The 25676-nt window shown below is 62.6% G+C and carries 25 protein-coding genes and 1 tRNA gene; 17 read left to right on the forward strand and 9 right to left on the reverse strand.

Translation table 11 applies throughout. The features are described 5' to 3' along the window. Positions 1-3: 3 nt before the first annotated feature. Together AC3WOH_RS12475 and AC3WOH_RS12480 are read right to left on the reverse strand one after the other, a co-directional pair. On the reverse strand, positions 4-2256 hold the full coding sequence (locus AC3WOH_RS12475; RefSeq protein WP_492229651.1) for a TonB-dependent receptor: 2253 nt from the start codon (positions 2254-2256) through the stop codon (positions 4-6). A 309-nt stretch (positions 2257-2565) separates the two neighbouring features. After that, positions 2566-2898, reverse strand: a complete 333-nt coding sequence (locus AC3WOH_RS12480; RefSeq protein WP_184861038.1) for an SWIB/MDM2 domain-containing protein — start codon at positions 2896-2898, stop codon at positions 2566-2568. A gap of 325 nt (positions 2899-3223) precedes the next feature. Here AC3WOH_RS12480 and rraA point away from each other — a divergent pair, with 325 nt between their 5' ends. Next, positions 3224-3736: a ribonuclease E activity regulator RraA gene (gene rraA, locus AC3WOH_RS12485; RefSeq protein ID WP_492229652.1), complete on the forward strand. Its 513-nt coding sequence runs from the start codon at positions 3224-3226 to the stop codon at positions 3734-3736. On the opposite strand, the gene AC3WOH_RS12490 is transcribed toward rraA, so the two are convergent. Continuing rightward, complete coding sequence (locus AC3WOH_RS12490) at positions 3722-4681, reverse strand: DMT family transporter (protein ID WP_492229653.1); 960 nt, start codon at positions 4679-4681, stop codon at positions 3722-3724. The genes rraA and AC3WOH_RS12490 overlap by 15 nt on opposite strands. Positions 4682-4796: 115 nt before the next feature. Between AC3WOH_RS12490 and AC3WOH_RS12495 the strand changes: the two genes are divergently transcribed. The 13 genes from AC3WOH_RS12495 (at position 4797) to AC3WOH_RS12555 (ending at position 16857) form a co-directional block, all read left to right on the forward strand. Then, positions 4797-5216 (forward strand): gamma-glutamylcyclotransferase family protein, encoded by a 420-nt coding sequence (locus tag AC3WOH_RS12495; RefSeq protein ID WP_492229654.1) that lies wholly within the window; start codon positions 4797-4799, stop codon positions 5214-5216. A gap of 345 nt (positions 5217-5561) precedes the next feature. Beyond that, positions 5562-6881 carry an isocitrate lyase gene (gene aceA / locus AC3WOH_RS12500; protein ID WP_492229655.1) on the forward strand — a complete coding sequence of 440 codons (1320 nt, stop codon included), beginning with the start codon at positions 5562-5564 and terminating at the stop codon, positions 6879-6881. Between the two features lie 386 nt (positions 6882-7267). Beyond that, positions 7268-9187: a threonine--tRNA ligase gene (gene thrS, locus AC3WOH_RS12505; RefSeq protein ID WP_492229656.1), complete on the forward strand. Its 1920-nt coding sequence runs from the start codon at positions 7268-7270 to the stop codon at positions 9185-9187. Positions 9188-9268: 81 nt separating this feature from the next. Next, positions 9269-9877 (forward strand): translation initiation factor IF-3, encoded by a 609-nt coding sequence (gene infC / locus AC3WOH_RS12510; RefSeq protein ID WP_184861242.1) that lies wholly within the window; start codon positions 9269-9271, stop codon positions 9875-9877. A gap of 187 nt (positions 9878-10064) precedes the next feature. Beyond that, positions 10065-10268, forward strand: a complete 204-nt coding sequence (gene rpmI, locus AC3WOH_RS12515) for a 50S ribosomal protein L35 (protein ID WP_005795135.1) — start codon at positions 10065-10067, stop codon at positions 10266-10268. 25 nt (positions 10269-10293) lie between these two features. After that, a complete protein-coding gene (gene rplT, locus AC3WOH_RS12520; RefSeq protein ID WP_005795139.1) occupies positions 10294-10653 on the forward strand; it encodes a 50S ribosomal protein L20 in 360 nt (119 codons plus the stop codon). Between the two features lie 104 nt (positions 10654-10757). After that, positions 10758-11810, forward strand: a complete 1053-nt coding sequence (gene pheS, locus AC3WOH_RS12525) for a phenylalanine--tRNA ligase subunit alpha (RefSeq protein WP_492229657.1) — start codon at positions 10758-10760, stop codon at positions 11808-11810. A gap of 82 nt (positions 11811-11892) precedes the next feature. After that, positions 11893-14340, forward strand: coding sequence for a phenylalanine--tRNA ligase subunit beta (pheT, locus tag AC3WOH_RS12530; protein ID WP_492229658.1), 2448 nt, complete (start codon positions 11893-11895; stop codon positions 14338-14340). 36 nt (positions 14341-14376) lie between these two features. Continuing rightward, complete coding sequence (locus tag AC3WOH_RS12535) at positions 14377-14730, forward strand: integration host factor subunit alpha (protein WP_184861019.1); 354 nt, start codon at positions 14377-14379, stop codon at positions 14728-14730. A 99-nt stretch (positions 14731-14829) separates the two neighbouring features. Then, complete coding sequence (locus AC3WOH_RS12540) at positions 14830-15264, forward strand: MerR family transcriptional regulator (protein ID WP_492229659.1); 435 nt, start codon at positions 14830-14832, stop codon at positions 15262-15264. A 30-nt stretch (positions 15265-15294) separates the two neighbouring features. Then, positions 15295-15371, forward strand: a tRNA-Pro gene (locus tag AC3WOH_RS12545). A 267-nt stretch (positions 15372-15638) separates the two neighbouring features. Next, on the forward strand, positions 15639-16037 hold the full coding sequence (locus tag AC3WOH_RS12550; protein WP_492229660.1) for a hypothetical protein: 399 nt from the start codon (positions 15639-15641) through the stop codon (positions 16035-16037). 217 nt (positions 16038-16254) lie between these two features. Then, positions 16255-16857, forward strand: a complete 603-nt coding sequence (locus tag AC3WOH_RS12555) for a hypothetical protein (protein WP_492229661.1) — start codon at positions 16255-16257, stop codon at positions 16855-16857. A gap of 21 nt (positions 16858-16878) precedes the next feature. On the opposite strand, the gene AC3WOH_RS12560 is transcribed toward AC3WOH_RS12555, so the two are convergent. Further along, positions 16879-17097 (reverse strand): hypothetical protein, encoded by a 219-nt coding sequence (locus tag AC3WOH_RS12560; protein WP_492229662.1) that lies wholly within the window; start codon positions 17095-17097, stop codon positions 16879-16881. A gap of 589 nt (positions 17098-17686) precedes the next feature. On the opposite strand from AC3WOH_RS12560, the gene AC3WOH_RS12565 reads away from it, so the two are divergent. Further along, positions 17687-18004 carry a single-stranded DNA-binding protein gene (locus tag AC3WOH_RS12565; protein ID WP_492229663.1) on the forward strand — a complete coding sequence of 106 codons (318 nt, stop codon included), beginning with the start codon at positions 17687-17689 and terminating at the stop codon, positions 18002-18004. Between the two features lie 136 nt (positions 18005-18140). Here AC3WOH_RS12565 and AC3WOH_RS12570 read toward each other — a convergent pair whose 3' ends face one another. After that, positions 18141-18353, reverse strand: a complete 213-nt coding sequence (locus AC3WOH_RS12570) for a hypothetical protein (protein ID WP_492229664.1) — start codon at positions 18351-18353, stop codon at positions 18141-18143. A gap of 278 nt (positions 18354-18631) precedes the next feature. Between AC3WOH_RS12570 and AC3WOH_RS12575 the strand changes: the two genes are divergently transcribed. Further along, positions 18632-18988, forward strand: a complete 357-nt coding sequence (locus tag AC3WOH_RS12575; protein WP_492229665.1) for a hypothetical protein — start codon at positions 18632-18634, stop codon at positions 18986-18988. Positions 18989-19337: 349 nt separating this feature from the next. Then, positions 19338-20639 carry a tyrosine-type recombinase/integrase gene (locus AC3WOH_RS12580; protein ID WP_492229666.1) on the forward strand — a complete coding sequence of 434 codons (1302 nt, stop codon included), beginning with the start codon at positions 19338-19340 and terminating at the stop codon, positions 20637-20639. A 56-nt stretch (positions 20640-20695) separates the two neighbouring features. On the opposite strand, the gene AC3WOH_RS12585 is transcribed toward AC3WOH_RS12580, so the two are convergent. The 4 genes from AC3WOH_RS12585 to brxL form a co-directional block, all read right to left on the reverse strand. Further along, positions 20696-22405: a plasmid recombination protein gene (locus AC3WOH_RS12585; protein WP_492229667.1), complete on the reverse strand. Its 1710-nt coding sequence runs from the start codon at positions 22403-22405 to the stop codon at positions 20696-20698. Positions 22406-22515: 110 nt separating this feature from the next. Further along, positions 22516-22722, reverse strand: a complete 207-nt coding sequence (locus AC3WOH_RS12590; RefSeq protein ID WP_492229668.1) for a DNA-binding protein — start codon at positions 22720-22722, stop codon at positions 22516-22518. A gap of 93 nt (positions 22723-22815) precedes the next feature. Next, complete coding sequence (locus AC3WOH_RS12595; protein WP_492229669.1) at positions 22816-23496, reverse strand: hypothetical protein; 681 nt, start codon at positions 23494-23496, stop codon at positions 22816-22818. A gap of 83 nt (positions 23497-23579) precedes the next feature. Then, a complete protein-coding gene (brxL, locus tag AC3WOH_RS12600; RefSeq protein WP_492229670.1) occupies positions 23580-25655 on the reverse strand; it encodes a protease Lon-related BREX system protein BrxL in 2076 nt (691 codons plus the stop codon). Between the last annotated feature and the right edge of the window lie 21 nt (positions 25656-25676).

Below are 25676 nucleotides of genomic sequence, written 5' to 3' on the forward strand. Positions count from 1 at the left end.
GGCTTAGAAGCGCGTGCCCACCGTCAGGCGGATGTTGCGCGGCTCACCCAGCGTGACGAAGCCGGGGTACAGCTGGTCGCCGTAGCTGCGGTTGGCCACGTTGTTGATGTTGAGCTTGGCGTACACGCTGTCGGTGAAGTTGTACTGGGCCATCAGGTCCATGGCCACATAGCCCTGCGCGTAGGCGGTCGCCGAGGCCGCTCCCGTGGTGCCGGCCACAGGACGGTTCTCGCTCACGCCGCGCGCGCCGCCTGCCACGCGCAGCTTGGGCGTGGCCTGGTAGCCGAGCCAGACGCTGGCGCTGTGCTTGGGCGTCAGGCCCACACGCTGGCCAACGGTGTTGGCCGCGGCGCTGCCCGTCTTGTCGATGGTGGCTACGGGGATCCAGGTGTAGGAGGCGTAGATGTCCCACTGGGGGTTGATGCGGCCGACCACGTCGAGTTCCAGGCCGGAGGCATGGCGCTTGCCGTTGAGCAGGTAGGCGGTGCCGGCAAAGTCGGCATCGGTGGTGCGCTCGTTGTACTTCTCGGTGCGGAAGATGGCGGCGCGTGTCGACAGGTTGCCGTCCAGCCAGTCCAGCTTGGCGCCCAGCTCGAAGTTGCGGCTCTTTTCCGCGTCGGTGTTGGCGTTCTGCTGAGTGGTGAAGCGGTAGGTGTCGGCCGAGGTGTTGAACGAGGTGCTGTACGAGAAGTGGTAGGACGCGGTCTCGCTCGGCTGGAACAGCACGCCCACGCGCTGGCTCCACAGCGAGTTGTAGCGCAGGCGCGTCGTCTCGTGGGTGATCACGCCGTTGGTGTACAGGTCACGCTCGGGGGTGGAGCTCACGCGGTCCCAGCGCAGGCCGCCCAGGAGCTTCCAGTGCGGGGCGATCTGCACCAGGTCCTGCACGTAGGCACCGACCGACGAGGAGCTGTAGTTCTGATCGTAGCGGTACGAGGGCGAGATCGCGGTGGTGCGGCCGTCGTCCGGCGTGCCCACGGTGGTGTTGCCCTTGTTGTAGTTGGTGCCGGGCTGGCCCAGGGCGACGTTGAAGAACGCCTTTTCCTGGCTGGCATCGATGCCGGCCATCAGCTCGTGCTTCATGCCGCCCCAGTTGGCCTTGGCGGTGTAGTTGGTCTGGGCGTACACGCCTTCATGCGTGTCGGCGCGCGGGCTCAGGCCGGCGCTGGTCAGGATGGTGCTGCCGTTCAGGTTGGCCCAGGTAGTGGCTACGCCGCCCGTGGTGCCGTAGCCGGCGGTGGTGCCCCATTGCGAGCGGTCGAACTTGCCGGCGCGCAGTTGCGTGGTCAGCTCGCTGTCGTTGTCGAAGCGGTGGATCCACGAAGCCATGCCGTAGGTGGCCTTGCCGCGCAGGTAGTCGCTCTGCGTGCCGTAGAAGTTCTTGGGGTTGATCAGCGTGGGGGCCGAACCCTGCAGGTAGCGCAGGTTGGCCTGGGGCACGTTGTCCGTGTCCAGGTGGAACAGGCCCACCGAGAACTCGTCGCGCGTGCCCACACCCCAGCTCACGGTGGGGGCGATGCCGTACTTGTCGATCTTGGCGCCGTGGTTGTCGCCCTTGGTGCGCATCAGGTTCAGGCGGAAGGCTGCGTTCTCGCCCAGGTGCTTGTTCAGGTCGGCCGTGGTACGCAGCACGCTGTCGGTGCCATAGGTGGCTTCCAGCTCGTACTGGTCCAGGAGCAGGGGCTTCTTGTTGACCTGGTTGACCACGCCGCCGGTGGAACCCCGGCCGAACAGCATGGAGGCCGAGCCGCGCAGCACTTCGATGCGGTCGTAGTTGAAGGTGTCGCGCTCGTACTGCGAAGGGTCCTTCATGCCGTCGATCATCAGATCGCCCACGGTGGCCACGGGGAAGCCGCGCAGGCGGATGTCCTGGTCGGTACCGTTCTCGGTGGCTGCGAAGGTGATGCCCGAGGTGTAGTGCAGGGCCTGCTTCAGGGTGTCGAGCTTGGCCTCGTCCATCAGGCGCTCGGTCATCACCGTGAGCGACTGGGGAATGTCGCGGATGTCCTGCGTGCTCTTGCCGATGCTGCTCTTCTTGGTTTGCAGCGTGTCCTTGGATTGCACTTCAGCGGCTTCCTTGACCGTCACCGTGCCCATGGTTGCTTCGGGCGTGGCGGTCTGGGCCCAGCTGCTCACCGATGCGGCCAGCATGAGGGCGCCCAGGGGCAGCAGGCCTTTGTCGGAGATAGGGGAGGTGGCGACGGGGGCGGCGGCGCGCGCGACGGGCTGTGCGCGGCGGTGGTGTTTCTTGGCCAAGGGGCTTCTCCAGCGGAACGGTGGGGGGCGCGAGGGGCTCGCGACGGTGTTCTGAAGCAGTGGCTGGCAGGCGGCGTGCGCAGGCAGGGGCCTGGGGGTGTGCAGTGGCTGGCAACCGCAGATCGCGTGCGTGGCTGTGCTTCGGGGCGCCGGAATCTTAATCGTGTTGCTAATAATTCATATTCAATTCGTTACTTTTCTGCAACAGCTTTACCCGGACTTTACGGCGCCAGACGCAAAAAAGCCGGCACGGGGCCGGCTTTTCAGAGGGCGCAGGGAGCAAAGTCCTGCGCACTGGCGTGTGGCTGCTTACTTGACGTGCTTGCCGATCAGGCCAGCCAGTTCGAACATCGACACCTGGGGCTTGCCAAACAGATCCTTGAGCTTGGCGTCTGCGTTGATGTTGCGCTTGTTGGCTGCATCCTGCAGGTTGTTGGCCTTGATGTAGACCCACAGCTTGCTGATGATTTCCGTGCGTGGCAGCGGTGCCGAGCCGACCACAGCCGCCAGGGCGGGGCTGGGGGTGAGGGCCTTCATGAACGCAGCGTTGGGCGTGCGCTTCTTGGCAGGAGCGGCGGCCTTGGTGGCTGGCGCCTTGGCGGCGGGAGCTGTTTTTGCCGGAGCCTTTTTTGCAGTTGCCATGTTGGATTTTCCTTGTTGGAAGTAGATTGTCTGACCAGTGAGAGCTTGCCTCTCTGCTGGCAGGCCGATGCTACTGGGAAAAAAACGCGTTTCCAAGGGAGAAAACGCTTTTTTTGCCTCGATTTGTTGCTTGCTTGCCCCAGGGACGGTAAAGCTCACCGTTTTGGTGCTTTCCCAGGGGAGGAAAGTGGCCTGTGGGGGTTATGCGCTTGCGCGATGGGCCGGGGCTTCGCGTGCGTTGCACGACAATGAGGAAAGGAGGCGGCGGGTTGCGCCGCCGCGCTGGTTCCTCTTTTCATTTTTCGCCCGAAAGGTCTTTGCAACAATGACAGCCCCATCCTCACCGGCCTTCAGTACCTGTGATTTCTGCGACGCGCACAAGGGCGACGACAGCGGCGCCTTCCGTGTGCTGCCCCCGGTGTTCCAGGACCTGGGCGGCGTGCCGGCCTTCAGCGGCCCGGTGAGCACCGTCAAGTGCTTCGAGGACAACACCCTGGTCAAGGCCGCGGTGGATTCGCCCGGCAATGGCCGTGTGCTGGTGGTCGATGGCGGCGGCTCGCTGCGCAAGGCCCTGGTGGGCGGCAACCTGGCCGCGGCTGCGGCGCGCAATGGCTGGGCGGGTGTGGTGGTGGACGGCTGCGTGCGCGACATCGCCGAGCTGCGCGCCGCTGCCGTGGGCATCCGCGCCCTGGCCTTGATGCCTCTGCCCACCGAGAAGCGCAACGAAGGCCAGCGCGATGTGGCCGTGCAGATCCAGGGCGTGTGGGTGCGCCCCGGCGACTGGCTCTATGCGGATGCCGACGGCATGGTGGTCAGCGCGGCGTCACTGTCGGCCTGAGGCGTCTTTTCCGACCCGCCAGGCCAGGCGCGAGGGCAGGGTGGCCAGCAGCACGCTGACCAGTGCAATGCCGAAGGCCATGAGCTGCAGACCGCTGAGCGATTCGCCCAGCACCAGCACGCCCACCAGGGCGGCGCTCACCGGCAGCAGCACGGTGAACACGCCGCCCTGCGCGGCCGGCACCACGCGCAGGCCGGTCATCCACAGCCACACGGTCCAGATGCTGGCGGCCAGCGCATAGAACACCAGCAGCACCCAGGTGCCCCAGCCCACGGCCGCGAAGTCGAAGTGCCAGGCGGCATACAGGCCCAGGGGCGCCGACAGCGTGAAGCCCCAGAGGTTGATGATGGAGGTGATGCGCCGGGGGCCGAGTGCGCCGGTGAGCTTCTTGCCGATCACCGAGTAGGCTGCCTCGCAGAACACGGCGCCCAGCAGCAGCAGCTGGCCCAGCCAGGCTGGGCCGGTTTTGCCTGCGCTTGACTCAGGCTCGGGTCCATGGCCCGGGCTGGCGATGGCGAACAGGGCGATGCCGGCCACGGCCAGGCCCACGGCCACCCAGGTGCGCGGCGCCACCTTTTCGCGCAGAAAGGCCCAGCTCATCACGGCCACGGCGGCCGGCATGCTGGCCATGGTGACCCCGGCGGTCACGGCATTGGTCAGGCTCACGCCGTAGATCATGCAGGCGGTGAACAGGAAGTTGCCCAGGAAGGATTCGAGGAACAGCAGGCGCCGGGTCTGGGCCGTCAGGGGCGGCTCGTCGGCCGGCTTTTTCAGCCAATGCAGCATGGCCAGGCCGCCTATGCCAAAGCGCATCCAGGCGAGCAAAAACACGGGCAGCACGGCTGCCAGCGGTTTGGACAGGGCGACATAGCTGCCCACCAGGGACATGCTGAGGGCCAGGCACAGGTAGGCCAGGGGCCGGGAGGGTGGGGCTGAGCGGGACATCGGAGCGGAGCGGTGCAGGCGGCGTTGCGCGGTTGGGGTGGCCATGCCGGCCTTCGATCAGCGGGGCCCACGGGCTCCCTACACTGGCGCACTGCAAATCAAACGGACCCGCATGATGCCTGACGAAACCCCTTCCCCGAGCCCTGTGCGCTGTGTTTTTGTCTATGGAACCCTGCGCAAAGGCGGCTCCAACGACATCACGCGGCTGCTTCCTGCGCCCCGCTTCGTGGGCAGTGCGCAGATCCAGGGCACGCTGTACCACCTGGGGGCCTACCCGGGGCTCGTGCTGGGGGGGGCCGGGGTCGTGGTGGGCGAGGTCTATGCGATCGGGCCCGCACTCGAACAGCGCCTGGACGGCATCGAGGAAATCCATGGGCGACCCGACGACGAGTACTTCAAGCGCGAGGTCCGCTTGCTGGTGTATGGGGTGCCCATGGACTGCCTGGTGTACGAGATCAACCCCGATCGGCTGCGCGCAGCCCCCTGCATCGATAGTGGTGACTGGATGCGGCAGGCGGGGAGCGGGCCCAACTGATGGATGGCGCTTGCGCGCCTCGGCTTTGCGCGAAGGTGCAAGCACTTGTGTCGTACATAGACGGCCGCGCCGCTTTCCCTGGGGAGATGGGCGATATTTCACATTGCAAAAATTGCTTTTGCCGATGTGGAATGCAAGAATGTTGCGGTGCGGCAATTTCTCTCAATACGAGAAAATGGTTTTCACATTGAGGAATTTGACGCATAAAGTCTTGTTTTATAAGGGAAAAATTTATCTCTTATATAAGACATAAGAGCTTGTGCAACTCTTATACAAGACTTAAAGTTCTCTCCATGGGCAGCAGACGCAGCCCGGTGTTTTCAACCAACCTCAGGAGTAGACCCCATGCCCCAATCCTTCAACGAACAACTGAGCCGCGAACAGCAGATTGCCGCCCTGGAAAAAGACTGGGCGACCAACCCCCGCTGGAAGGGCATCAAGCGCGGTTACACCGCTGCCGATGTGGTGCGTCTGCGCGGCTCCTTCCAGGTCGAGCACACGCTGGCCCGCCGCGGCGCTGAAAAGCTGTGGGACCTGGTGAACAACGAGCCCTACGTGAACTGCCTGGGCGCGCTGACCGGTGGCCAGGCCATGCAGCAGGTGAAGGCCGGCATCAAGGCCATCTACCTGTCGGGCTGGCAAGTCGCTGCCGACAACAACGAATACTCGGCCATGTACCCCGACCAGTCGCTGTACCCAGTGGACTCGGTGCCAAAGGTCGTGGAGCGCATCAACAACTCCTTCACCCGCGCTGACGAAATCCAGTGGTCCAAGGGCGTGAACCCTGGCGACAAGGGCTACATCGACTACCACGCGCCCATCGTGGCCGATGCCGAAGCCGGTTTCGGTGGCGTGCTCAATGCCTACGAACTGATGAAGGCCATGATCCGCGCCGGCGCCGGTGGCGTGCACTTCGAAGACCAGCTCGCTTCCGTGAAGAAGTGCGGCCACATGGGCGGCAAGGTGCTGGTGCCCACCACCGAAGCCTGCCAGAAGCTGATCGCTGCCCGCATGGCGGCCGACGTGTACGGCGTGCCCACCCTGGTGATCGCCCGTACCGATGCCGAAGCCGCCGATCTGCTGACCAGCGACTACGACGAGAACGACAAGCCCTTCCTGACCGGTGAGCGCACCGCCGAAGGCTTCTACAAGACCAAGAAGGGCATGGAGCAAGCCATCTCGCGCGCCGTGGCCTACGCCGAGTACGCCGACCTGGTGTGGTGCGAAACCGGCACGCCGGACCTGGAGTTCGCCAAGAAGTTCGCCGAAGCCGTGCACGCCAAGCACCCCGGCAAGCTGCTGGCCTACAACTGCTCGCCTTCGTTCAACTGGAAGAAGAACCTGGACGATGCCACCATCGCCAAGTTCCAGCGCGAGCTGGGCGCCATGGGCTACAAGTACCAGTTCATCACGCTGGCTGGCATCCACTCCATGTGGTACAACATGTTCGATCTGGCCCAGGACTACGTGGCCCGCGGCATGTCGGCATACGTCGAGAAGGTGCAGGAGCCCGAGTTCGCAGCACGCGATCGCGGCTACAGCTTCGTGTCGCACCAGCAGGAAGTGGGCACGGGTTACTTCGACGAAGTGACCACCGTGATCCAGGGCGGCAAGTCCAGCGTGACCGCGCTGACCGGCTCGACCGAAGAAGAGCAGTTCCACTGATCTGAAATCCCTCGCAAAGGGGGATGGGGAGACTCCAGAAGGCCACCCTGCGGGTGGCCTTTTTGCGTTCGGTGGCCCGGGTTGGCGTTGCCATGGAGCGACGGCAGGTGCCGCGGCAAGGCGCCACAGGGCGAACATGGTTAAAATGGCGGGATCAACTGTTTGATTTCCCACAAGGGCGAGAAAGGCAATCTGGTTATGACACCGCGAACTACCACGGAGACCTCCACCGGCCACTAGTGGCTGGCCGTTCGCGCCTGCACGAGATTCACCTCTCCCCCAACAAAAGCGCGGCCGGTTCCGCGCTTTTTTGTTTTCCGATTTCCGATGGCCTGGGCCTTCGCGATCGACCCCCATCCCCACAATCCACGGATTAGAGACCCATCATGATTCACATCACGCTCCCCGACGGCTCGCAGCGAGAGTTTCCCGGCCCGGTGACGGTCGCCGAAGTGGCGGCCTCCATCGGCACCGGCCTGGCCAAGGCAGCCCTGGCCGGCAAGATCGGCGACAAGGTGGTGGACACCAGCTACCAGATCACGGCCGATAGCCCGCTGTCCATCGTGACGGCCAAGGATGCCGATGGCCTGGACGTGATCCGCCACTCCACGGCCCACTTGCTGGCCTATGCCGTCAAGGAGCTGTTCCCTGAAGCCCAGGTGACCATCGGGCCGGTGATCGAGAACGGTTTCTTCTACGACTTCTCGTACAAGCGCCCCTTCACGCCCGAGGACCTGGTGGCGATCGAGAAGCGCATGGCCGAACTGGCCGCCAAGGACGAGCCCGTGGTGCGCCGCGTGCTGCCGCGTGACGAGGCCGTGGCCTACTTCAAGGGCCTGGGCGAGCACTACAAGGCCGAGATCATCGCCAGCATTCCGAGCAACGAGGACGTGAGCCTGTACCGCGAAGGCAACTTCGAGGACCTGTGCCGCGGCCCGCACGTGCCCAGCACCGGCAAGCTCAAGTTCTTCAAGCTCATGAAGGTGGCTGGTGCCTACTGGCGCGGCGACCACCGCAACGAGATGCTGCAGCGCATCTACGGCACGGCCTGGTCCACGAAGGATGAACTGCAGCAGTACCTCACGATGCTGGAAGAGGCGGAAAAGCGCGACCACCGCAAGCTCGGCCGCGAACTCGACCTGTTCCACATGGACGAGCACTCGCCCGGCACTGTGTTCTGGCACCCCAAGGGCTGGGCCCTGTGGCAGGAGGTGGAGCAGTACATGCGCCGCGTGTACCGCAACAATGGCTACCAGGAGGTCAAGGGCCCGCAGATCCTGGACAAGCAGCTGTGGGAGAAGACCGGTCACTGGGACAAGTACCACGAGAACATGTTCACGACCGAGTCGGAAAAGCGCGAGTACGCGCTCAAGCCGATGAACTGCCCCGGCCACATCCTGATCTACAAGCAGGGCATCAAGAGCTACCGCGACCTGCCGCTGCGGTACGGCGAGTTCGGTGCCTGCCACCGCAACGAGCCCACGGGCGGCCTGCACGGCATCATGCGCGTGCGCGGCTTCACGCAGGACGACGGCCACATCTTCTGCACCGAAGAGCAGGTGCTGGAGGAGTGCGCCAACTACACGGCCCTGGTGCAGAAGGTCTACAAGGACTTCGGTTTCACCAACATCATCTACAAGGTGGCGACGCGGCCCGAGGCGCGCATCGGCACCGATGAGTCCTGGGACCGTGCCGAGAAGGCGCTGATGGATGGCCTGCGCCATTCGGGCTGCGAGTTCGAGATCGCCGAAGGCGAGGGCGCTTTCTACGGCCCGAAGATCGAGTACACGCTCAAGGACGCGCTGGGCCGCCAATGGCAGTGCGGCACGATGCAGATCGACCCCAACCTGCCCGAGCGCCTGGACGCCGAGTACGTGGCCGAAGACGGCAGCCGCAAGCGCCCGCTGATGCTGCACCGTGCCACGGTGGGCAGCATGGAGCGTTTCATCGGCATGCTGATCGAGCACTATGCTGGCGCCTTCCCTGTGTGGCTGGCTCCGGTGCAGGTCTCGGTGCTCAATATCACCGACGCGCAGGCCGATTACTGTCGCGAAATTGTTGAACGGCTGCAAAAAGCACTGCCGAATCAAGACCTTAGGGTGGCCCTGGATCTGCGCAACGAGAAGATTACGTATAAAATACGGGAGCATTCGTTGCAAAAGCTGCCGTACATCCTCGTCGCGGGCGACAAGGAAAAGGCGGCCGGCGCCGTTGCAGTGCGCGGCCGGGGTAATCGTGACCTCGGAGTGATGTCCATCGAAGCGTTCGCTGAGCTGATCGCCAAGGACATTGCCACCAAAGCCTGACGTTTGAGTCTAAACCTGCTTTGTTGCACGCCAGCTGTGCGGCTGTAGCTACACATTTTGTAGTATTTTGATTGAAGGAAGATAGCCATCGCTACTGAATTTCGTGATCGTCGCCACCGTGAAGAGCGCAAGCACCGCCTGAACCGTGAAATCATGGCCCCGGAAGTTCGTCTGTCCGGGCCTGACAACGAGCCTTTGGGCGTGGTCAGCCTCATGGAAGCCCTGCGCATGGCCGGTGAGCTGGATGTGGACCTGGTCGAAATTGCCGCCACGGCGAACCCGCCGGTGTGCCGCCTGATGGACTACGGCAAGTTCAAGTACCAGGAGCAAAAGCGCGCCGCCGAGGCGAAGGCCAAGCAAACGGTCATCGAGATCAAGGAAGTCAAGTTCCGTCCGGGTACGGACGATGGCGACTACAACATCAAGATGCGCAACATCCGCCGCTTCCTGGCCGATGGTGACAAGTGCAAGATCACGCTGCGGTTCCGCGGCCGTGAAATCACCCACCAGGAGCTGGGGCTGGCGCTGCTCAACCGCATTCGCGATGAGTTGGCCGACACCATCATCATCGAGCAGTTTCCCAAGCTGGAAGGCCGCCAGATGATCATGATGATTGCGCCGGGCAAGAAAAAGCCCGCCGCAGCCAAGCCGGCAGCGGCCGAAAGCACGCCTTCGGGCAGTGCCGCCTGAGGCCGATAGCGGACCAGGGACAAGGATTTGCCGGGCGAACCCCGCAAGGGGCGCGCCCGGCGATAGGCAGCGTTTCGGCGCTGCCGCACAGCCGGTGAAAGCCGGCTGAAAAAGTGGCTCGGGGCCAACAAGTTTGCAGATCGGTTTCTGCAAACGCCTCACGAGCACAAAGAAAAGGAGCATTCACATGCCCAAAATGAAGACCAAGAGCAGCGCGAAAAAGCGTTTCCGCGTCCGTCCAGGTGGTACCGTCAAGCGCGGTCAAGCCTTCAAGCGTCACATCTTGACCAAGAAGACCACCAAGAACAAGCGCCACCTGCGTGGTGCAGTGAATGTGCATGAGACCAACATGGGCTCGATCGCACAAATGCTGCCCAGCGCTGGCCTGTAAATAACGACGAACAAGGAGTACTCACATGCCTCGCGTCAAACGTGGTGTAACGGCCCGTGCCCGTCACAAGAAAGTTCTCGCCCTCGCCAAGGGCTTCCGTGGTCGCCGCGGTAACGTCTTCCGCATCGCCAAACAGGCGGTGATGAAGGCTGGGCAATATGCCTACCGTGACCGCCGCACCAAGAAGCGCGTGTTCCGCCAACTGTGGATCGCCCGTATCAACGCCGCTGCCCGTGAACTGGGCCTGACCTACAGCCAGTTCGCCAACGGCCTGAAGAAGGCTTCCATCGAGATCGACCGCAAGATGCTGGCCGACCTCGCAGTGCACGACAAGGCTGCCTTCGGCAGCATCGTGGAGCAAGTCAAGGCCAAGCTGGCTGCTTGAGTTCACGACAGGCGGCCGTCTCTTACCGGGCGGCTGTTTGCGCAATAACAGCAAGGGCTAGGGCTTGTGAAGGCACTAGCCCTTGTTCATTTTCAAGAGTCGATATGAACGAGTTGGATACCCTGGTCGAGAGCGCGACGCAGTTGTTTGCGCAAAGCGCCACCCCCGCTGATCTGGAAAACGCCAAGGCGCAGTTCCTGGGCAAGTCGGGTCGCGTGACCGAGCTCATGAAGGGCATGGCCCAGCTGTCGGTGGACGAGAAGAAGTCCCGCGGCGCCGCCATCAACGTCGCCAAGCAGGCCATCGAAGCCGCGCTGACCGCGCGCCGCCAGGCGCTGGCCGATGCCGAGCTGCAGGTTCAGCTCAAGGCCGAGGCCCTGGACGTGAGCCTGCCGGGGCGCCAGCGCGGGCAGGGCGGCCTGCACCCCGTATCGCTCACGTTCGAGCGCATCGAGGGCATCTTCGGCTCCATGGGTTTCGACGTGGCCCAGGGCCCCGAGATCGAGACCGACTGGTTCAACTTCACCGCGCTGAACACGCCCGAGGACCATCCCGCGCGTTCCATGCACGACACCTTCTACGTCGAGGGCGGCACGCCCGAGGCGCCCAACCTGCTGCGCACGCACACCAGCCCCATGCAGATCCGCCACGCGGTGCAGCATGTCAAGGCGCACCGCGCCGCGCTCGACGCCGGCCAGCCCATGCCCGAAATCCGCGTCATCGCGCCGGGCCGCACCTACCGCGTGGACAGCGATGCCACGCACTCGCCCATGTTCCACCAGTGCGAAGGCCTGTGGATCGGGGAGAACGTGAGCTTCAAGGACCTGAAGGTGATCTTCACGGCCTTCTGCCGCACCTTCTTCGAGAGCGACGACCTGGTGCTGCGCTTCCGTCCGAGCTTCTTCCCCTTCACCGAGCCCAGCGCCGAGATCGACATCCAGTTCCAGACCGGCCCGCTGGCCGGCCGCTGGCTGGAGGTGGCCGGTTCCGGCCAGGTGCACCCCAACGTGGTGCGCAACATGGGTCTGGACCCTGAAAAGTACATCGGCTTTGCCTTCGGCATGGGCATGGACCGCATGACCATGCTGCGCTATGGCGTGAACGACCTGCGCCTGTTCTTCGACGGCGACATCCGCTTTTTGTCGCAGTTCCAGTAAAGGCTGGCCCGCCGAGCCGTTTTCGCCCAGGCGCGCGCTGTATCCATGCCGCGCAGGGCACTTTCCGTACAAGAGTTCGACTATGCAATTCCCTGAATCCTGGTTGCGTGAGTTCTGCAACCCACCCCTTTCGACCGCCGAGCTGGCCGAGACGCTGACCATGGCCGGCCTGGAGGTGGAGGAGCTGCGCCCCGTGGCGCCACCGTTCACCAAGATCGTCGTGGGCGAGATCAAGGAGGCCGTGCAGCACCCCGATGCCGACCGCCTGCGCGTGTGCCAGGTGGACGTGGGCCAGGGCGCGCTGCTCAACATCGTCTGCGGTGCGCCCAATGCGCGCGTGGGCATCAAGGTGCCTTGCGCCTTGGTGGGCGCCGAGCTGCCGCCTGGCGACGACGGCAAGCCCTTCCTCATCAAGGTCGGCAAGCTGCGCGGCGTGGAAAGCCAGGGCATGCTGTGCTCGGCGCGCGAACTCAAGCTCTCGGAAGACCATGGTGGCCTGCTGGAGCTGGATGCCTCCGCCCCCGTGGGCCAGGACATCCGCGCGCACCTGAACCTGGACGACACGCTGTTCACGCTCAAGCTCACGCCCAACCTGGCGCACTGCCTGAGCGTGTACGGCATTGCGCGCGAAGTCTCGGCGCTGACCGGCGTGCCACTCTCGCAACCGGCCTTCCCGGCCGTGGCGAGCCAACTGGCGGACACCCTGGCCGTGAAGATCAGCGCGCCAGACCTGTGCGGCCGCTTTTCCGGCCGCGTGGTGCGCAATGTGAATACGCGCGCCACCACGCCGCAGTGGATGCTGGACCGCCTGGCGCGCTGCGGCCAGCGCGGCGTGTCGCCATTGGTGGACATCTCCAACTACGTGATGTTCGAGCTGGGCCGCCCCTCGCACATCTTCGACCTGGACAAGATCCATGGCGGGCTGGACGTGCGCTGGGGCAAGGCGGGCGAGTCGCTCAAGCTGCTCAACGGCAACACCATCACCGTGGACGAGAAGGTCGGCGTGATCGCCGACGACCAGCAGGTCGAGTCGCTGGCCGGCATCATGGGCGGTGACGCCACCGCCGTGTCCGACGACACGAAGCACATCTACATCGAGGCCGCCTTCTGGTGGCCCAAGGCCGTGGCCGGCCGTTCGCGCCGCTACAACTTCTCGACCGATGCCGGCCACCGCTTCGAGCGCGGCGTGGATCCTGCGCTGACGGTGGAGCACATCGAACGCATCACCCAGTTGGTGATCGACATCTGCGGCACGCCCGAGACGGCCTGCGGCCCCATGGACGACCAGCGCGTCAACCTGCCCGTGCCGGCACCCGTCACGCTGCGCGTGGCCCGTGCCGCCAAGGTCATTGGCATGCCGCTCACGCAGGCGCAGTGCGCCGATGTGTTCCGTCGCCTGGGCCTGCCATTCACCGAAGGCGAGGGCACGCTGGCTGTGACGCCGCCGGCCTACCGCTTCGATATCACCATCGAGGAAGACCTGATCGAAGAGGTCGCGCGCATGGTGGGCTACAACAACCTGCCCACCACGCCGCCGCTGGCACCCATCACGCCCAAGCTGCCGGCTGAGGCCTCGCGCAGCCCGTTCGCCGTGCGCCGCCTGCTGGCCGGCCTGGGCTACCAGGAGACCATCAACTTCAGCTTCGTCGAAGAGCGCTGGGAGCAGGAACTGGCCGGCAATGCCCAGCCCATCAAGCTGCTCAACCCCATCGCCAGCCAGATGAGCGTGATGCGTTCGAGTCTGCTCGGTTCGCTGCTGCAGGTGCTCAAGTTCAACCTGGACCGCCGCGCCGAGCGCGTGCGCGTGTTCGAGCTGGGCCGCGTGTTCCTGCGCGATGCCAGCGTGCAGAACACCGACACCACGGTCGAGGGTTTCCACCAGCCCATGCGTGTGGCGGGTGTGGCCTATGGCGCCAACGACATGTTGCAGTGGGGCCGCAAGGAGCAGGGCATTGACTTCTTCGATGTGAAGGGCGATGTCGAGGCGCTGCTGGCACCGCTCAAGGCGACCTTCGAGCCGGGCGAGCACCCCGCCATGCACCCCGGCCGCTGCGCGCGCGTGCTGGTGCAGGGCAAGCCCATCGGCTTCGTGGGCGAGCTGCACCCGCAGTGGCGCCAGTCGTGGGAGCTGCCGCTGGCGCCCGTGATGTTCGAGCTGGAACTCGACGCCGTGCTGCAGCGCGTGGTGCCGCAGTTCAAGTCGGTCGCCAAGCACCAGGCGGTGGAGCGCGACTTGGCACCGGTGGTGGCTGAGCGTGTCACGCACGCCGAGATCGTGGCAGCCGTGCAGGCCGCCATCCCTGGCGGCATGCTGCGTTCTGCCGTGGTGTTCGACATCTACCGCCCCAAGCCGCTCAAGGCCGGCGAGGAAACGCCTGCCGGTGGCCTGGCTCCCGGTGAGAAGAGTGTGTCCGTGCGCCTGACCCTGGGCAGCGACGAAGCCACGCTGACCGAAGCCGAGATCGAGGCTGCCGTGCAGGCCGCTGTGACCCAACTCACACAGCGTGTGGGTGCGCGGCTGCGCGGCTGAGGATCGCAGCGACAATAGCGGAGCACACACAACAACATGACGATGCTGACGGGGAGAGATGCCGTGATCGAATTTGCAGTCGAAAGCCTGGAAACCCCTGCGCTCACCAAGGCGCAGCTGGCCGATCTCTTGTTCGACCAGATCGGTCTGAACAAGCGCGAGTCCAAGGACATGATCGACGCTTTCTTCGACCTCGTCTCGCAGAGCCTGGTGGAAGGCAACGACGTGAAGCTCTCGGGCTTTGGCAACTTCCAGATCCGCACGAAGGCGCCGCGCCCCGGGCGCAACCCGCGCACCGGCGAGTCGATCCCGATCCAGGCGCGCCGCGTGGTGACCTTCCACGCCAGCAGCAAGCTCAAGGAGCAGATCCAGGCGGCCGCCGGATTGTGAATTTTTGCCTGATCGGTGGCTGAATCGGGGCTGGCGGTCTGGCGGTTCCTGCCGGCCTGCAGTACCCTTGCAGGCTTTCCCATTTGAATCCGGAACCCCATGGGCACTGTGCTTCCTGCCATTCCTGCCAAGCGCTACTTCACCATCGGTGAGGTGGCGGAGCTGTGTGGCGTGAAGCCGCATGTGCTGCGCTACTGGGAGCAGGAATTCACCCAGCTGCGCCCCATGAAGCGGCGCGGCAACCGGCGCTACTACCAGCACCATGAGGTGCTCATGATCCGCCGCATCCGCGACCTGCTGTACGACCAGGGCTTCACCATCAGCGGTGCCCGCAACAAGTTGCAGGAGCTGGCACTGCCGGCGCGCAATGATGCGGCGGGGCAGGGCGATGCCGAAGGGCCGGACAGCGAGTTGCCGGGCGTGCTGATCGACGATGTGCAGGGCCTGGGCAGCGCTTCTTCGGCCTTCGTTTTCGACTCGAATGCGGTCCGACAAGAATTATTTGAGATCCGAGCCCTACTTTCCCAAAACTAGCCGAATTTGTGCATATAATCTAAGTCTTGTCGGCGTGTAGCGCAGCCTGGTAGCGCACTTGCATGGGGTGCAAGGGGTCGCGAGTTCGAATCCCGCCACGCCGACCATTTTCTTCGATGAACAACGGGCTATCGCCACAAGCGGTAGCCCGTTTTTCTTTGCGCGCTCGGGGCTTGCGACAGCACGCACGCAGGCTTTGCTGCCGCTCTTTGGGGTCATGCCTCCATCTCTGCGCATGGGAGGCTCTTCTGATCGGCCCGGGTCCGGGTTGCCGTGTTACCGGCGGATCTTTTCTTGTTTGTGTATCCATGTGTTTCTGGTAAGGTTTCGCGGCCGGAAGGCGAAGACCTCTCTTTTCCAGGACTGCTTTTTCCATGCCGATTTCCAGAATCACGACGGGGGTGCTGCTGTGCGCTGCCGCATTGCTCGGTGGCTGTGCCACCTGGTCCACGAGTTCCGTTCGCAATGCTGCGCCCGACACTGCTGCTGCAGCCAGTGCGCCCCGGCTGAGCCCCGCGCAGGTGGCCATCACCGACCAGGACATCGTGGACCGGCGCTACGCCGCGCTGGGCGATATCACCGTCAGGGTCAACAAGACCACGATCTTTCATCCCTCGCCGACCCCTGAACTGGTGAACGACAGGCTGCGCGAGAAAGCGGCCGCGATGGGGGCCGATGCCGTGGTGCTGGTGCGCTATGGCGACGTGGGCATTTCGATGATGAGCTGGGGTACTCTGGAGGGCAAGGGCCGTGCAATCAAGTTCGTACCTTAAGGTTCTGGGCGGCGTGGCCGCATTGGTGCTTCTGGCGGGGTGTGCCACCCGGGCGCCCGCGCTGCCGGAGGCCAGGGGGCCGGGTTCCAGGTCTTTGGATGCCAGGGGTCCTGTCAGCAGCGGCGACCAGGCTGGATCTCCCAATACCTTGGTCATGCCGTTTGCCCCGCCTGCGGCGCCTGCAGTGGGTGTCGTGCAGGACCTCCGACCGGATGCCGTGATCGCCTCCCGTGTGTGGGACGGCCTAACCGAGGCCGAGCGTGACCGGCTCAAACTGCAGTATGCGACGCAGGTGCTGCGCGCCGATGGCTACGGCACCATCGTGGATGTGCAAGGGGTTGATCGCTCAACCCCGGGCACCACGGCGGGTGCGCACCTTGGCGGTGCCATTGCGGGCGCGGCATACCTGGACCGTGGCCTGCGCGGGGGCAACTACTCCGCTGGTGGTGCATTGGCGGCCACCTTGCTGGGGGCTGCCATCGGTTCGACCATGGACCGCAGGCCCCAGGCGCGTTACCAGTTCCGCTACACCGTGCGCCAGGGCGATGGCGAGATGCGCTATGTGGACGAGCACACCAGCGCCCCCTTCAGGCATTCGCCCGGCTTGTGTGTGCGGGTGCCCGAATTGACGCAGGTGGGGCAGCATGTGTGCGAGCAGACGCCGGAGTCGGTGCGCCAGCGCTACCTGGCAATGGAATGGACGCCGCCTGCCGCGGTGGCGGCACCTGTTGGCGGCCCGCCTGCTGCGTCGTCGGCGGTGGATGCAGCGCCTGCTGGCGTAGCCCCCGCGCCAGCGGGTCCTGCCAAGCCTGTGCTGTAGGAGCTTGGCTTGGGGCGGGCTTCAGCGCCCCAGCCGCGCCAGCGACTGCTGGATGCTGGCAAAGGCCTGGGTGAGCTTGCGGGTGGCGCGTTGCAATTCCTCGGGCCGGACTTCGCTGGTGCGGCGGCAGCGCGGGCAGGTGATGCGCGGGCTCAGCTTGAGCTTGCCCAGCCGCTCCTTGATGGTCTGCTGGCAGTGCGGGCAGGGCAGCTCGATGTTGGCGTCGTCCAGAACAGTCATGGTGGCCCCTCTCGAAAGATGGTGGGTGTGAACTGGTGGAGGTTGCCGGGCCATTGTCACCGGTTTGCCGGTGCCCGCCAAATCCGGTCTGACCCTTTGTGGCTACGCATGGGCGCTGTCGGATGCGTGGGTGCTGCTCTGGCCTGCTGCCGGCAGTGTCGCGCGCTAGCCGCACCAGGGCTTGCGAGGCGCCGGGTTTGAAAGGCCGGTGGTTACAATACGTACTGGCTTTTGGATGGATGTGCGTGCCACTGATGGTGGTGCGTGCAGGTCATGAGACAGGACGCCGTGCGGGTTGGTCCGGGGCTGTGGGGTGGTGGTGCCCCGCGGCGGGCCATTCCTTCAAGGGGTGCGAGGGCGCAGAGTCCGCCATGTGTTGGCGAGGCGGTTGCGGCTTGGTGCCTCTTTGGAAAAAGCCCGTGCCGGCGGCGACCCCATCATCCGCGGCAAGAGCCCAGAGCCAGTTGGTCCTGGGCTTTTTTTGTGGACAGGGGCGGCGTGTTTTTCGAGACTGCTGTGTTCCGGCCGGGTGGGCGGGGCGATGGCCCCGGCATGAACAAACCGACAACAAGTGCTGGATGGGGATTGCATGATCGATGGACTGATTTCGGGCCGTCTCTACGGAGGGCCAGAACGGCGTCTGGACAAGGTGGGAAAGCCCTACATGGTGGCCAAGGTGCGGGCCCCGAGTGCGGAGGGCGAGATGCTGTTCGTCAACGTCATCGCGTTCGACGATGACGTGTGCCAGGCCATGGAGCAGATGCACGACGGCGAGTCCATCTCGGTCGCCGGCTCCATCACCCCCAAGGTCTGGACCGACAAGCAGGGCAATGTGCGTCCGGCGCTCGACATGGTGGCCCACCGCGTGATGAGTGCGCGCGACGCGTACCAGACGCAAACCAGCTGAGCCATTTTTGGATGGGGTGGGCCTGGTGCCCATTGCCTCCTCCTGGCTGCCTATCTCTTTTGCCCCTCGCATCTGCCGCTTGCTGCGGATGGCGCTGGCCGCACGTGGCGTGGGCAAAGAGATGGCACGATGGTGCTCAGGCGGTTCTTTTTTGCGGGGTGGGTGCTGCTGTCTGTGTGCCCATCACAAACCCGAGGGCTTCCAGTTCTTCGCGTGAGAGGTGCAGTTCGCGCACTTCGGGTTGGCGGTGTTCGATGGAGCGGCGGCGCTCGTGCTTGCCAGGCGGCCCAGCCTCGGTCTGGCGGCGGTCCTTGCCACTGCGTCGTTCGTGAAAGGCTGGGTTGTCCATGGGGATTGGGCCTGTCAAATCCTGGGGCTGTCGGTCAATCGAGGGGTGTTCGTTGTGGGCGAGCGCCGGGGCACACGGCGACCCCTTTGTCGTGGTGTTGAGTATGCCCCGTGTGTTCGCCCGCTGTGGCAGGAAATGGCCGGCAAAGGCCCGATTGCAATACTTGTTGACGTTTGGGGTGGGGCAGCAGGGCGTTCTTGGGTGTGCATTGCTGTGGGGCTTGTGCAAATACGTTTCGCCAAAGGGTTGCGCCCACTTGCCATGCGAGTGGTGTGGGGATGAGTGCCGGTGTTCGGTGCCCCCTGTGCTTCGACGCGCGCCAGCGCTTATTCTTCTGGGAGCAATTTTTTATGCATGGTCAGGTTCTAGGGCTTGTCGTCTTGGTTGGGTTGATGGGTTGTGGCAGTACGGGGGTGGTGAAGCTCGAAGCTGATCGGTACATGGTGTCCGAAAAAAACGCGAAGGTCGGCTTCGTCTCGGCTGCGGAGGAGAAGGCGTCTGTCTATCGGCAGGCAAATGCCTTCTGTTCCGGGCTGGGCAAGGAGGTTCAGACGCTGGATCTGCAAACCACCAACTCGGGGTTTGGTCGCCAGGCCAGCGCAACACTGGAATTCAAATGCATTGATCGCAAGTGATCCAAGGCCCGTGTGTTGACGGGCCGTGAGCATGCAGGGCGAGCTTTGCGCTATATCGGGGTGGCCATCCTGCAGGCATGAAAAAAGCCCCTGACTCTTGCGAATCAGGGGCTTTTCATTTGGTGCCGGAGAGATGAATCGAACACCCGACCTTCTCATTACGAATGATGGGAGTGGCACATTTGCCTGTGTTGATGGATGTTGATAAAATCTATACAAATCAACACGTTAAAGCATTTTTCGCGGTTTACCGACGGTGCGAGTGTTGAAAGATACTCGGCTTTTTTTAAGAAAAAGTCTTACATCCGCCCTTACATCCTTAGCGATGTAAGACCGCACAGGATCCTCGATGGCAAAGATTGCTTTCACCGCAGGGCGCGTAACTGGCTTTAAATGTCCAGCCGACAAAAAACAGGCATTCATGTGGGATGTGAATGCGCCAGGGCTCGGCCTCCGGGCGACACCTGGGGGCAAACCTGCCTACGTTTTCCAGGGGGTGTATCAGGGCAAGGATTTGCGGATCACCATTGGTAGCCCTGCTGCATGGACGATTCCTGCTGCGCAGACCAAGGCCCGCGAGTTGCAGCGACTCATCGACGAAGGAAAAGATCCTCGCAACCTAAAGCGCGATGCAATTGCGGCCCACATTGCGAAGCATGCAGCTCTGGAAGCCAACGCATTGACTGTGGGGGACTTATGGCCCTCGTATCTGCAGAGTGGCAAGCCCAAGCGGCGTGACGCTTGGAAGCCACGCTATCGGGCTGATCTTGTGGCGATGGCGTCACCCGGTGGCGAAAGGAAGAAAAGAGGAGCGGGTCTAACGAGGCCTGGACCACTCCACCCCCTGCTGGCGCTGCCGCTAGTGCAAGTGAATGAAGATAGTTTGAAGATTTGGTACGACCGCGAGGCCCTCGCAAGCAAGCATCAAGCTGCTCGTGCGCTGATGATGTTCCGTGGTTTTCTTCGCTGGTGTGCAGGCCGCCCTGAGTATCGAAACCTAGTCGACCGCGATGCTGGGAAATCCGCTGCGATCATGGAGAACCTCCCGCCCAGCACCCGCCGAACGGATGCCCTCGAAGCCGCGCAGGTCGCTGCCTGGTGGTCGGGTGTTGAGCAGCTCCCGAACCGTACTGCAAGCATCTATTTGCGAGCGCTTCTGCTGACCGGCGCTCGTCGCGAGGAACTGGCTACCCTGACTTGGGGGAACGTTGATTCCCAGTGGCGCAAGCTGACCATCGCCGACAAAGTGGACAGCACCCGTACTATTCCGTTAAGCGCCTACATGGCTCAGCTCCTTGCAACATTGCCCAAGACCGGGCCCTTTGTGTTTGCCAGCACGGGCAAGGCTGGACGTATAAGTGACGCCCGCTCAAGTCATGCGGCTGCACTGCAAGAGGCAGGAATTGAACACCTGACCTTCCATGGCCTACGGCGGAGTTTCTCGTTGTTGGGCGAGGCTGCGGGCGCCCCCGCTGGGGCAATCGCACAGATCATGGGACACAAGCCAAGCGCCACCGCAGAGGGGTATCGGCCACGCAGTGTGGACGCGCTGCGACCGTTCTTGGCCCGCATTGAGGAGCACATTCTTGATTTGGCTGGCGTTCAATACGATAGCAATACGGTCCCTGGGGTGCTGCGCGCTGTGGTTTGAAATGTCCTGAAGCTAGTCATCCGCACCGTTGTCAAATGTTAAGTTTTGACAGGTTCTCATGGGGTTCGCTTTGTCTTTCGCGTCATTCCGTTTTGCGATGATGTCTTCTTGCCATCGGGACTTGTTGGTCCGGTGGAGCAACCTCCGTGCAATTTGCATCGCCCGCCGTTTAACAGAGCGGTCTGCTTGCAAGCGGTTCCAGCGCGCGTTTTAGCTCCACAAGTGAGGCCTCGAAGTGCCTCGGGGAAATCAGGCCTCAGAGGTGGCGGATGCGGATATCCACGCGCCCTCCAGGCCGCAAAAATTTCCTTCGTTGCTGCGTAGTACGCTTTCAGCAACCCGCGCTTTTGGTCATCGGTCATTTCAAAGACTTTTACGGAGCACCCGTGCATAGGGCAATTGGCGTGGTCAACGCATCGGAGGTCGCCATACGGGTGTTGATGGCCGTAGCCCCCACACTGCGGTCCAGCGGTTTGGCATCGGGACAGCGATGCTTTGCATGGCGCCCTGGTTGGAGGCCACCGCCAAGCGCGATGTACTTGCCTTTGTTGCGGTGCTTGATCGTGGCAGCCAATGTTGTGGGCGGTGTCGGTTGCTTCCGGACGTGCTCGTCGCACCAACTGGAAGATCGGTCGTTGCTGGAGTGCATGTGCTGCCGACGTGCGGAAGGGGGCTCCTGCGGACACCTGCGACGCGTCACGTTCCTTTTGAACTTGCGCGCACTGTGGACTGGGTTTCTGCAGCGCGAACCCTACAGAGCATAGGGTTCGCGTTGGTATATCGCTGGCAACTACTGCGGCCTCGACGGTGGAGAGCGACAAGCCCGCCTTTGGATCGCGTGTCGCTACAGCAGCAGATTGCGCAACTGCAGAGACTTTGCAAAGGAGAGGGAGGACGCGGTGAGCCTGCAGATACTCCGTGCTTTGACGATAGCGCTCTGCACTTGCGCCGCGCATGTTGCGGACAGGGCGCGTAAAGATCTCCGCCATCGTTGACTGGCGTTTGGCCCGGCGGAAACGCTTGACTCGCGGTGGCAAGCACGAATCCTCATCTATTCCCGTTACTGCGGGCGCAGTTGTGGGACAGCCCAGCATTTGAAAGAACGGCTCTGGGTTGTCCTCAATAAAGGCTCGAATGATTGGTGCCACCGCGCTCTCCCACATCGGATCGCGGATGCGCTGCAGATACGCTACCGTTTCGCGTGCCATTTGATCTGGTGGCACCGAGTGTTCGGTATCGAAGCCGAGCTGCTTCCACGCTGGCTGTATGGCCTGCTCGAAGCTTCGCAGCAGGGCGCCAATGTGATGAGGCCCACCTAACAGATCGGAACCTCGCATGTGCCCATCAACAAGGGGGACTACCAGCACATGCATGTGCTGGGCACTCTCGTCATTGTGGACGATGGCACTCAAAATGTTTTCTTGGCCGAACTTCTGACGCAGCCAGGCAATAGCTGCGGTGAAGTACTTGCCGTCTGCGTCGTAGCACCCGACCGGGAGGCTGATCACGCATTCGATTAACCTGACGGCGTCCACCCGCAGCTTGCGTACACCGGCGGCTATCAGCATAGCCTTGTAGGCTTCATTGACGGCGTTTGAAGTCAGCCCTCCCCACACTACTTGGTTTGCTTCCTGCTTGCCGGCCGTGATGTTAGGGGTGAGTGGTAGCTCTCGCAAATTGTGGCGCGCAGCTGCAAGCACGCGGCTTGTGCCTTTCAATTTCTTGAAACGCACAAAGACTCCGGGTCTGACCGTGCTCACAGCCATGTCAATGGGAGGGGGGGTACGGGGGCTTAGAAGCAATAAGGGCTCAGTGGCGACCTGAGCCCTTACCAAAAAGCAATGTGTTGCTCTGGGATTGCCCTGGTGCGCCGTGGTTACGCGCCGAGGAGATTGCGCAGATCCACAACCGCCCAGGCAAGACGGTTGTGAACACGAGCAGGGCGGATAGGGCCGTTCTCCTTGCAAGCCCACAGGCGCAGGGTCTGCTCGGAGCGGTTCAGGTGGAATGCAGCCTCGGCAGTGGGAAGATGCGAACGAGTTTCCTCGCTCAGGCGCGTGGGTGAGTGGGGGAGAGTGGTCATCGGTGTACTCCGGTGAATAGAACGGCGTTGATGACCGGACTTTTCCAGCGGCGACGAACACGAACCCCCTTCGTGTTCGCTTTCTGATCTCTGCTAAACCGAATCGCCTTCAGTTACCTGGCGAAACTTTCGACGAATAGTGGTGGGCGCGACCCCATAACGAAGGGCCAAGATACCTGCAACATCTTTGGATTCCCTTCCAGACTCCAACAAGCGCTGCCGTTCTTGCAGGAGCTTTTGGATCTCTGGTACAGACGATTGCCTAATCCGCTCTTTTCCGGATTTCTTGCCCCCTAAGCTGGCACCTTGTTTGATGCGCGCTTCTTTAGCCTTGAGGTTGCGGATTACCGGACCCAGAGCTTGTGCGACGCTAGAACCTGCTTCTCCTAGCGCCATATAGTTTAGTAGGGTTGGCCAGTGTTCGATGGGGCAAATCGACAGTGCGTACTGCAATACCCCGTCCCGAGTTCCGCCTTCAATCTGGTGGGCGACCTCGTCGGCGCACTGACGTAAAGTGAGCAGTGCAGGCCAGGGCAAAAGATCTGCCAAGACGATGCCTTGTTGGCGTTTCTCTGGCGACATTAAGCCGCGAGGAGGCATCGGAATACGAACTCCCCAGCTGGGATCGCGATAGAGCGCGACACGCGTTTTTTCTGTGGCTTCGGCTATCGCAAGCAACATCTGCAACTCGATGGGGTCCTCCAGCTTATAGGCGACGGGGTCGAGCCGCAGCGAAGTTCGAGAAGCGAGGATGTCGAGGGCGGGTGTGTTCATGGGGGTATGCCACCTAGTCGCTTCTGGTTTGAGAAATCGAAGAGATCAAGACCTTGAACGAACAACGCTGACCGCATCAGTTTTTATTCCACGCCTAGGGCCTTAAACGCAGCATCCACCGGATCTGAATAAAAGCTCGTCTGAAATTTTGCGAACAATTCGCCTGGGACCGATGGGATGTCCGTCACGCTCGACATCGGCAGCAAAATGCGCTTGGCGCCTGCGTCGAAGGCCACCTGCATGCTCTCCGCCAGATTGCGCACCTGAACAATGGTGCCTCCCAGACTCATGTCGCCCAACACAGCCAACTGCGACTGCACGGGCTTGGCAAGGGCTGCTGAGCAGAGCGCGATAAAGCTCGCCAGCGTCAGCGCTTGCGGCGCACCACTGTTCTGCAGCTCCACCAGGTGGGTATGAAAATCCCGCTCGCCCGGCTTGATGGAGGCGCTCACCCGCGAGGAGTTGGCTTTGAAATAGTCAAAGGCCACCTTGACGGCCTCCCGTGGCGCGACACCTGACACGCTGACCTTGCCACCGCCAGGAATCGACTGGATCTCCAGCCGGTAGATACCCGGCATTTCCGAAACGCCCATGCTGATGGTGTGCAAGGTGCCTGGCTGCAGGCGCCCCTCCGGCACCAGTGCACCGCCTGACTGTTCCGGCACGGTTACAAAGCGCTCCACTCCGTCTTCCAAATCGATGTAGCTGAAATGCACGTCGTAAAACTCCATGCCCCCAATCTTCTTGAGCTGCTCCTTCACACGGCGTCGAGTTTCCAGCGCATATTCCAGGCACTTACGCACCGAATCCTTGGTGTACTCACCGTTCGGGCACACCAACTTGAGCAAGCCCGACGTGGTGCGGCGCACGGCGATGGTGTCACGCTGGTTCAAGTTGTTGCCCAGCTTGAACCACTTGTCGATGGCATCGGCAAAGCTGTACTTGCGCATTTCACGCAGGTACTCCGCCAAGTAGTCCACGATCATGCCGTACTGGTTGGTAAAGAACTCAGGCCGCATCTTGGGGATCTCCCAGCCCGGCACATATGCATGAAAGCGGTCAAAAAACGCCGAGTCGATCATGGCCTCCGGGAACGGGGCCAGCAGGTGTGAGGTCTTGACCAGCGACTCCACGCTCTGGTTGATGTTGCCTACGAACACCATCGCCGCGCTGGCGTTGATCGACTCACGGCCCCGGCTGAACGAGCCCGAGGCCATGTAGTCCTTCATGATCTGCACGCCGTCGTGGTCCTTGAAGTTGATGCCCGCCACTTCGTCAAAGGCCACCACGTCCCACAAACCTACCAGCCCCACTTTGCGGGCGCTCATGTTGTAGAACAGATTGGCCACCGTGGTCTGCCCGCCCGACACCAAAATGCTGTTGGGGCTGATTTCTTTGTAGATGTGGCTCTTGCCGGTGCCACGCGGGCCCAGCTCGCAGAAGTTGTAGTTGTTTTCCACCAGCGGCACCATGCGCGCAAGCAGGTGCCACTTTTCACGCTCCTTGAAGCAGGTCGGCTCCATGCCCGTGGAGCGGATCAGCGCGTCGATCCACTGCGCATCGGTGAATGCCTTGCGCGCCTCAAACAGTGCCTGCATGTCCATGTTGGGCATCTGGATGGGCTTGAGTTCAGTCACGGTGAAAGGCGATCCGCGCTGGTCTTCTTCAAAGTGGTACTTCAGCGTGACGATGCACCAGATTCCGCCTACCAACAGTTTCTCAAACTGCCGCACATATGAGTCAGAAATCTCGGCGTTCTTCACGCCCAGGTTGGACAGCAGAGCTTCGTACAGGTCGCGCTTTTCATTCAGCTTGACGGTGATCTTGTCGATCACCTTGTACGTGCCGCTTTCGCGCACCTTGGACTTGACCTTTTCTGCTTCGTCCGCACGCACATAGTTTTCAGCCAGCACGCGCTTGACCATCTGCAGCCCGTTCTGAATGGTGGCCTCGTCGTTGCTCGCGCAGTACATGCCCAGCAGGTACTCCAGCACGTACACCGGCACATTGGCACCTTCCTTGATGAGCTTGGTCAGATCCTTGCGGACCACCTTGCCTGCAAAGTGGGTGTTCAGCAGATCGTCCAGGCTCGCGCCTACGGTGGATTCCAATGCTTCAGATGGCGGCGTGGCAGTAGGGGTGTTCAGTTCTTGTGTCATTCGCGTTCTAGAAAAAACCGC

The organism is Acidovorax sp. FW305-C-20-28 (genome assembly GCF_058783375.1).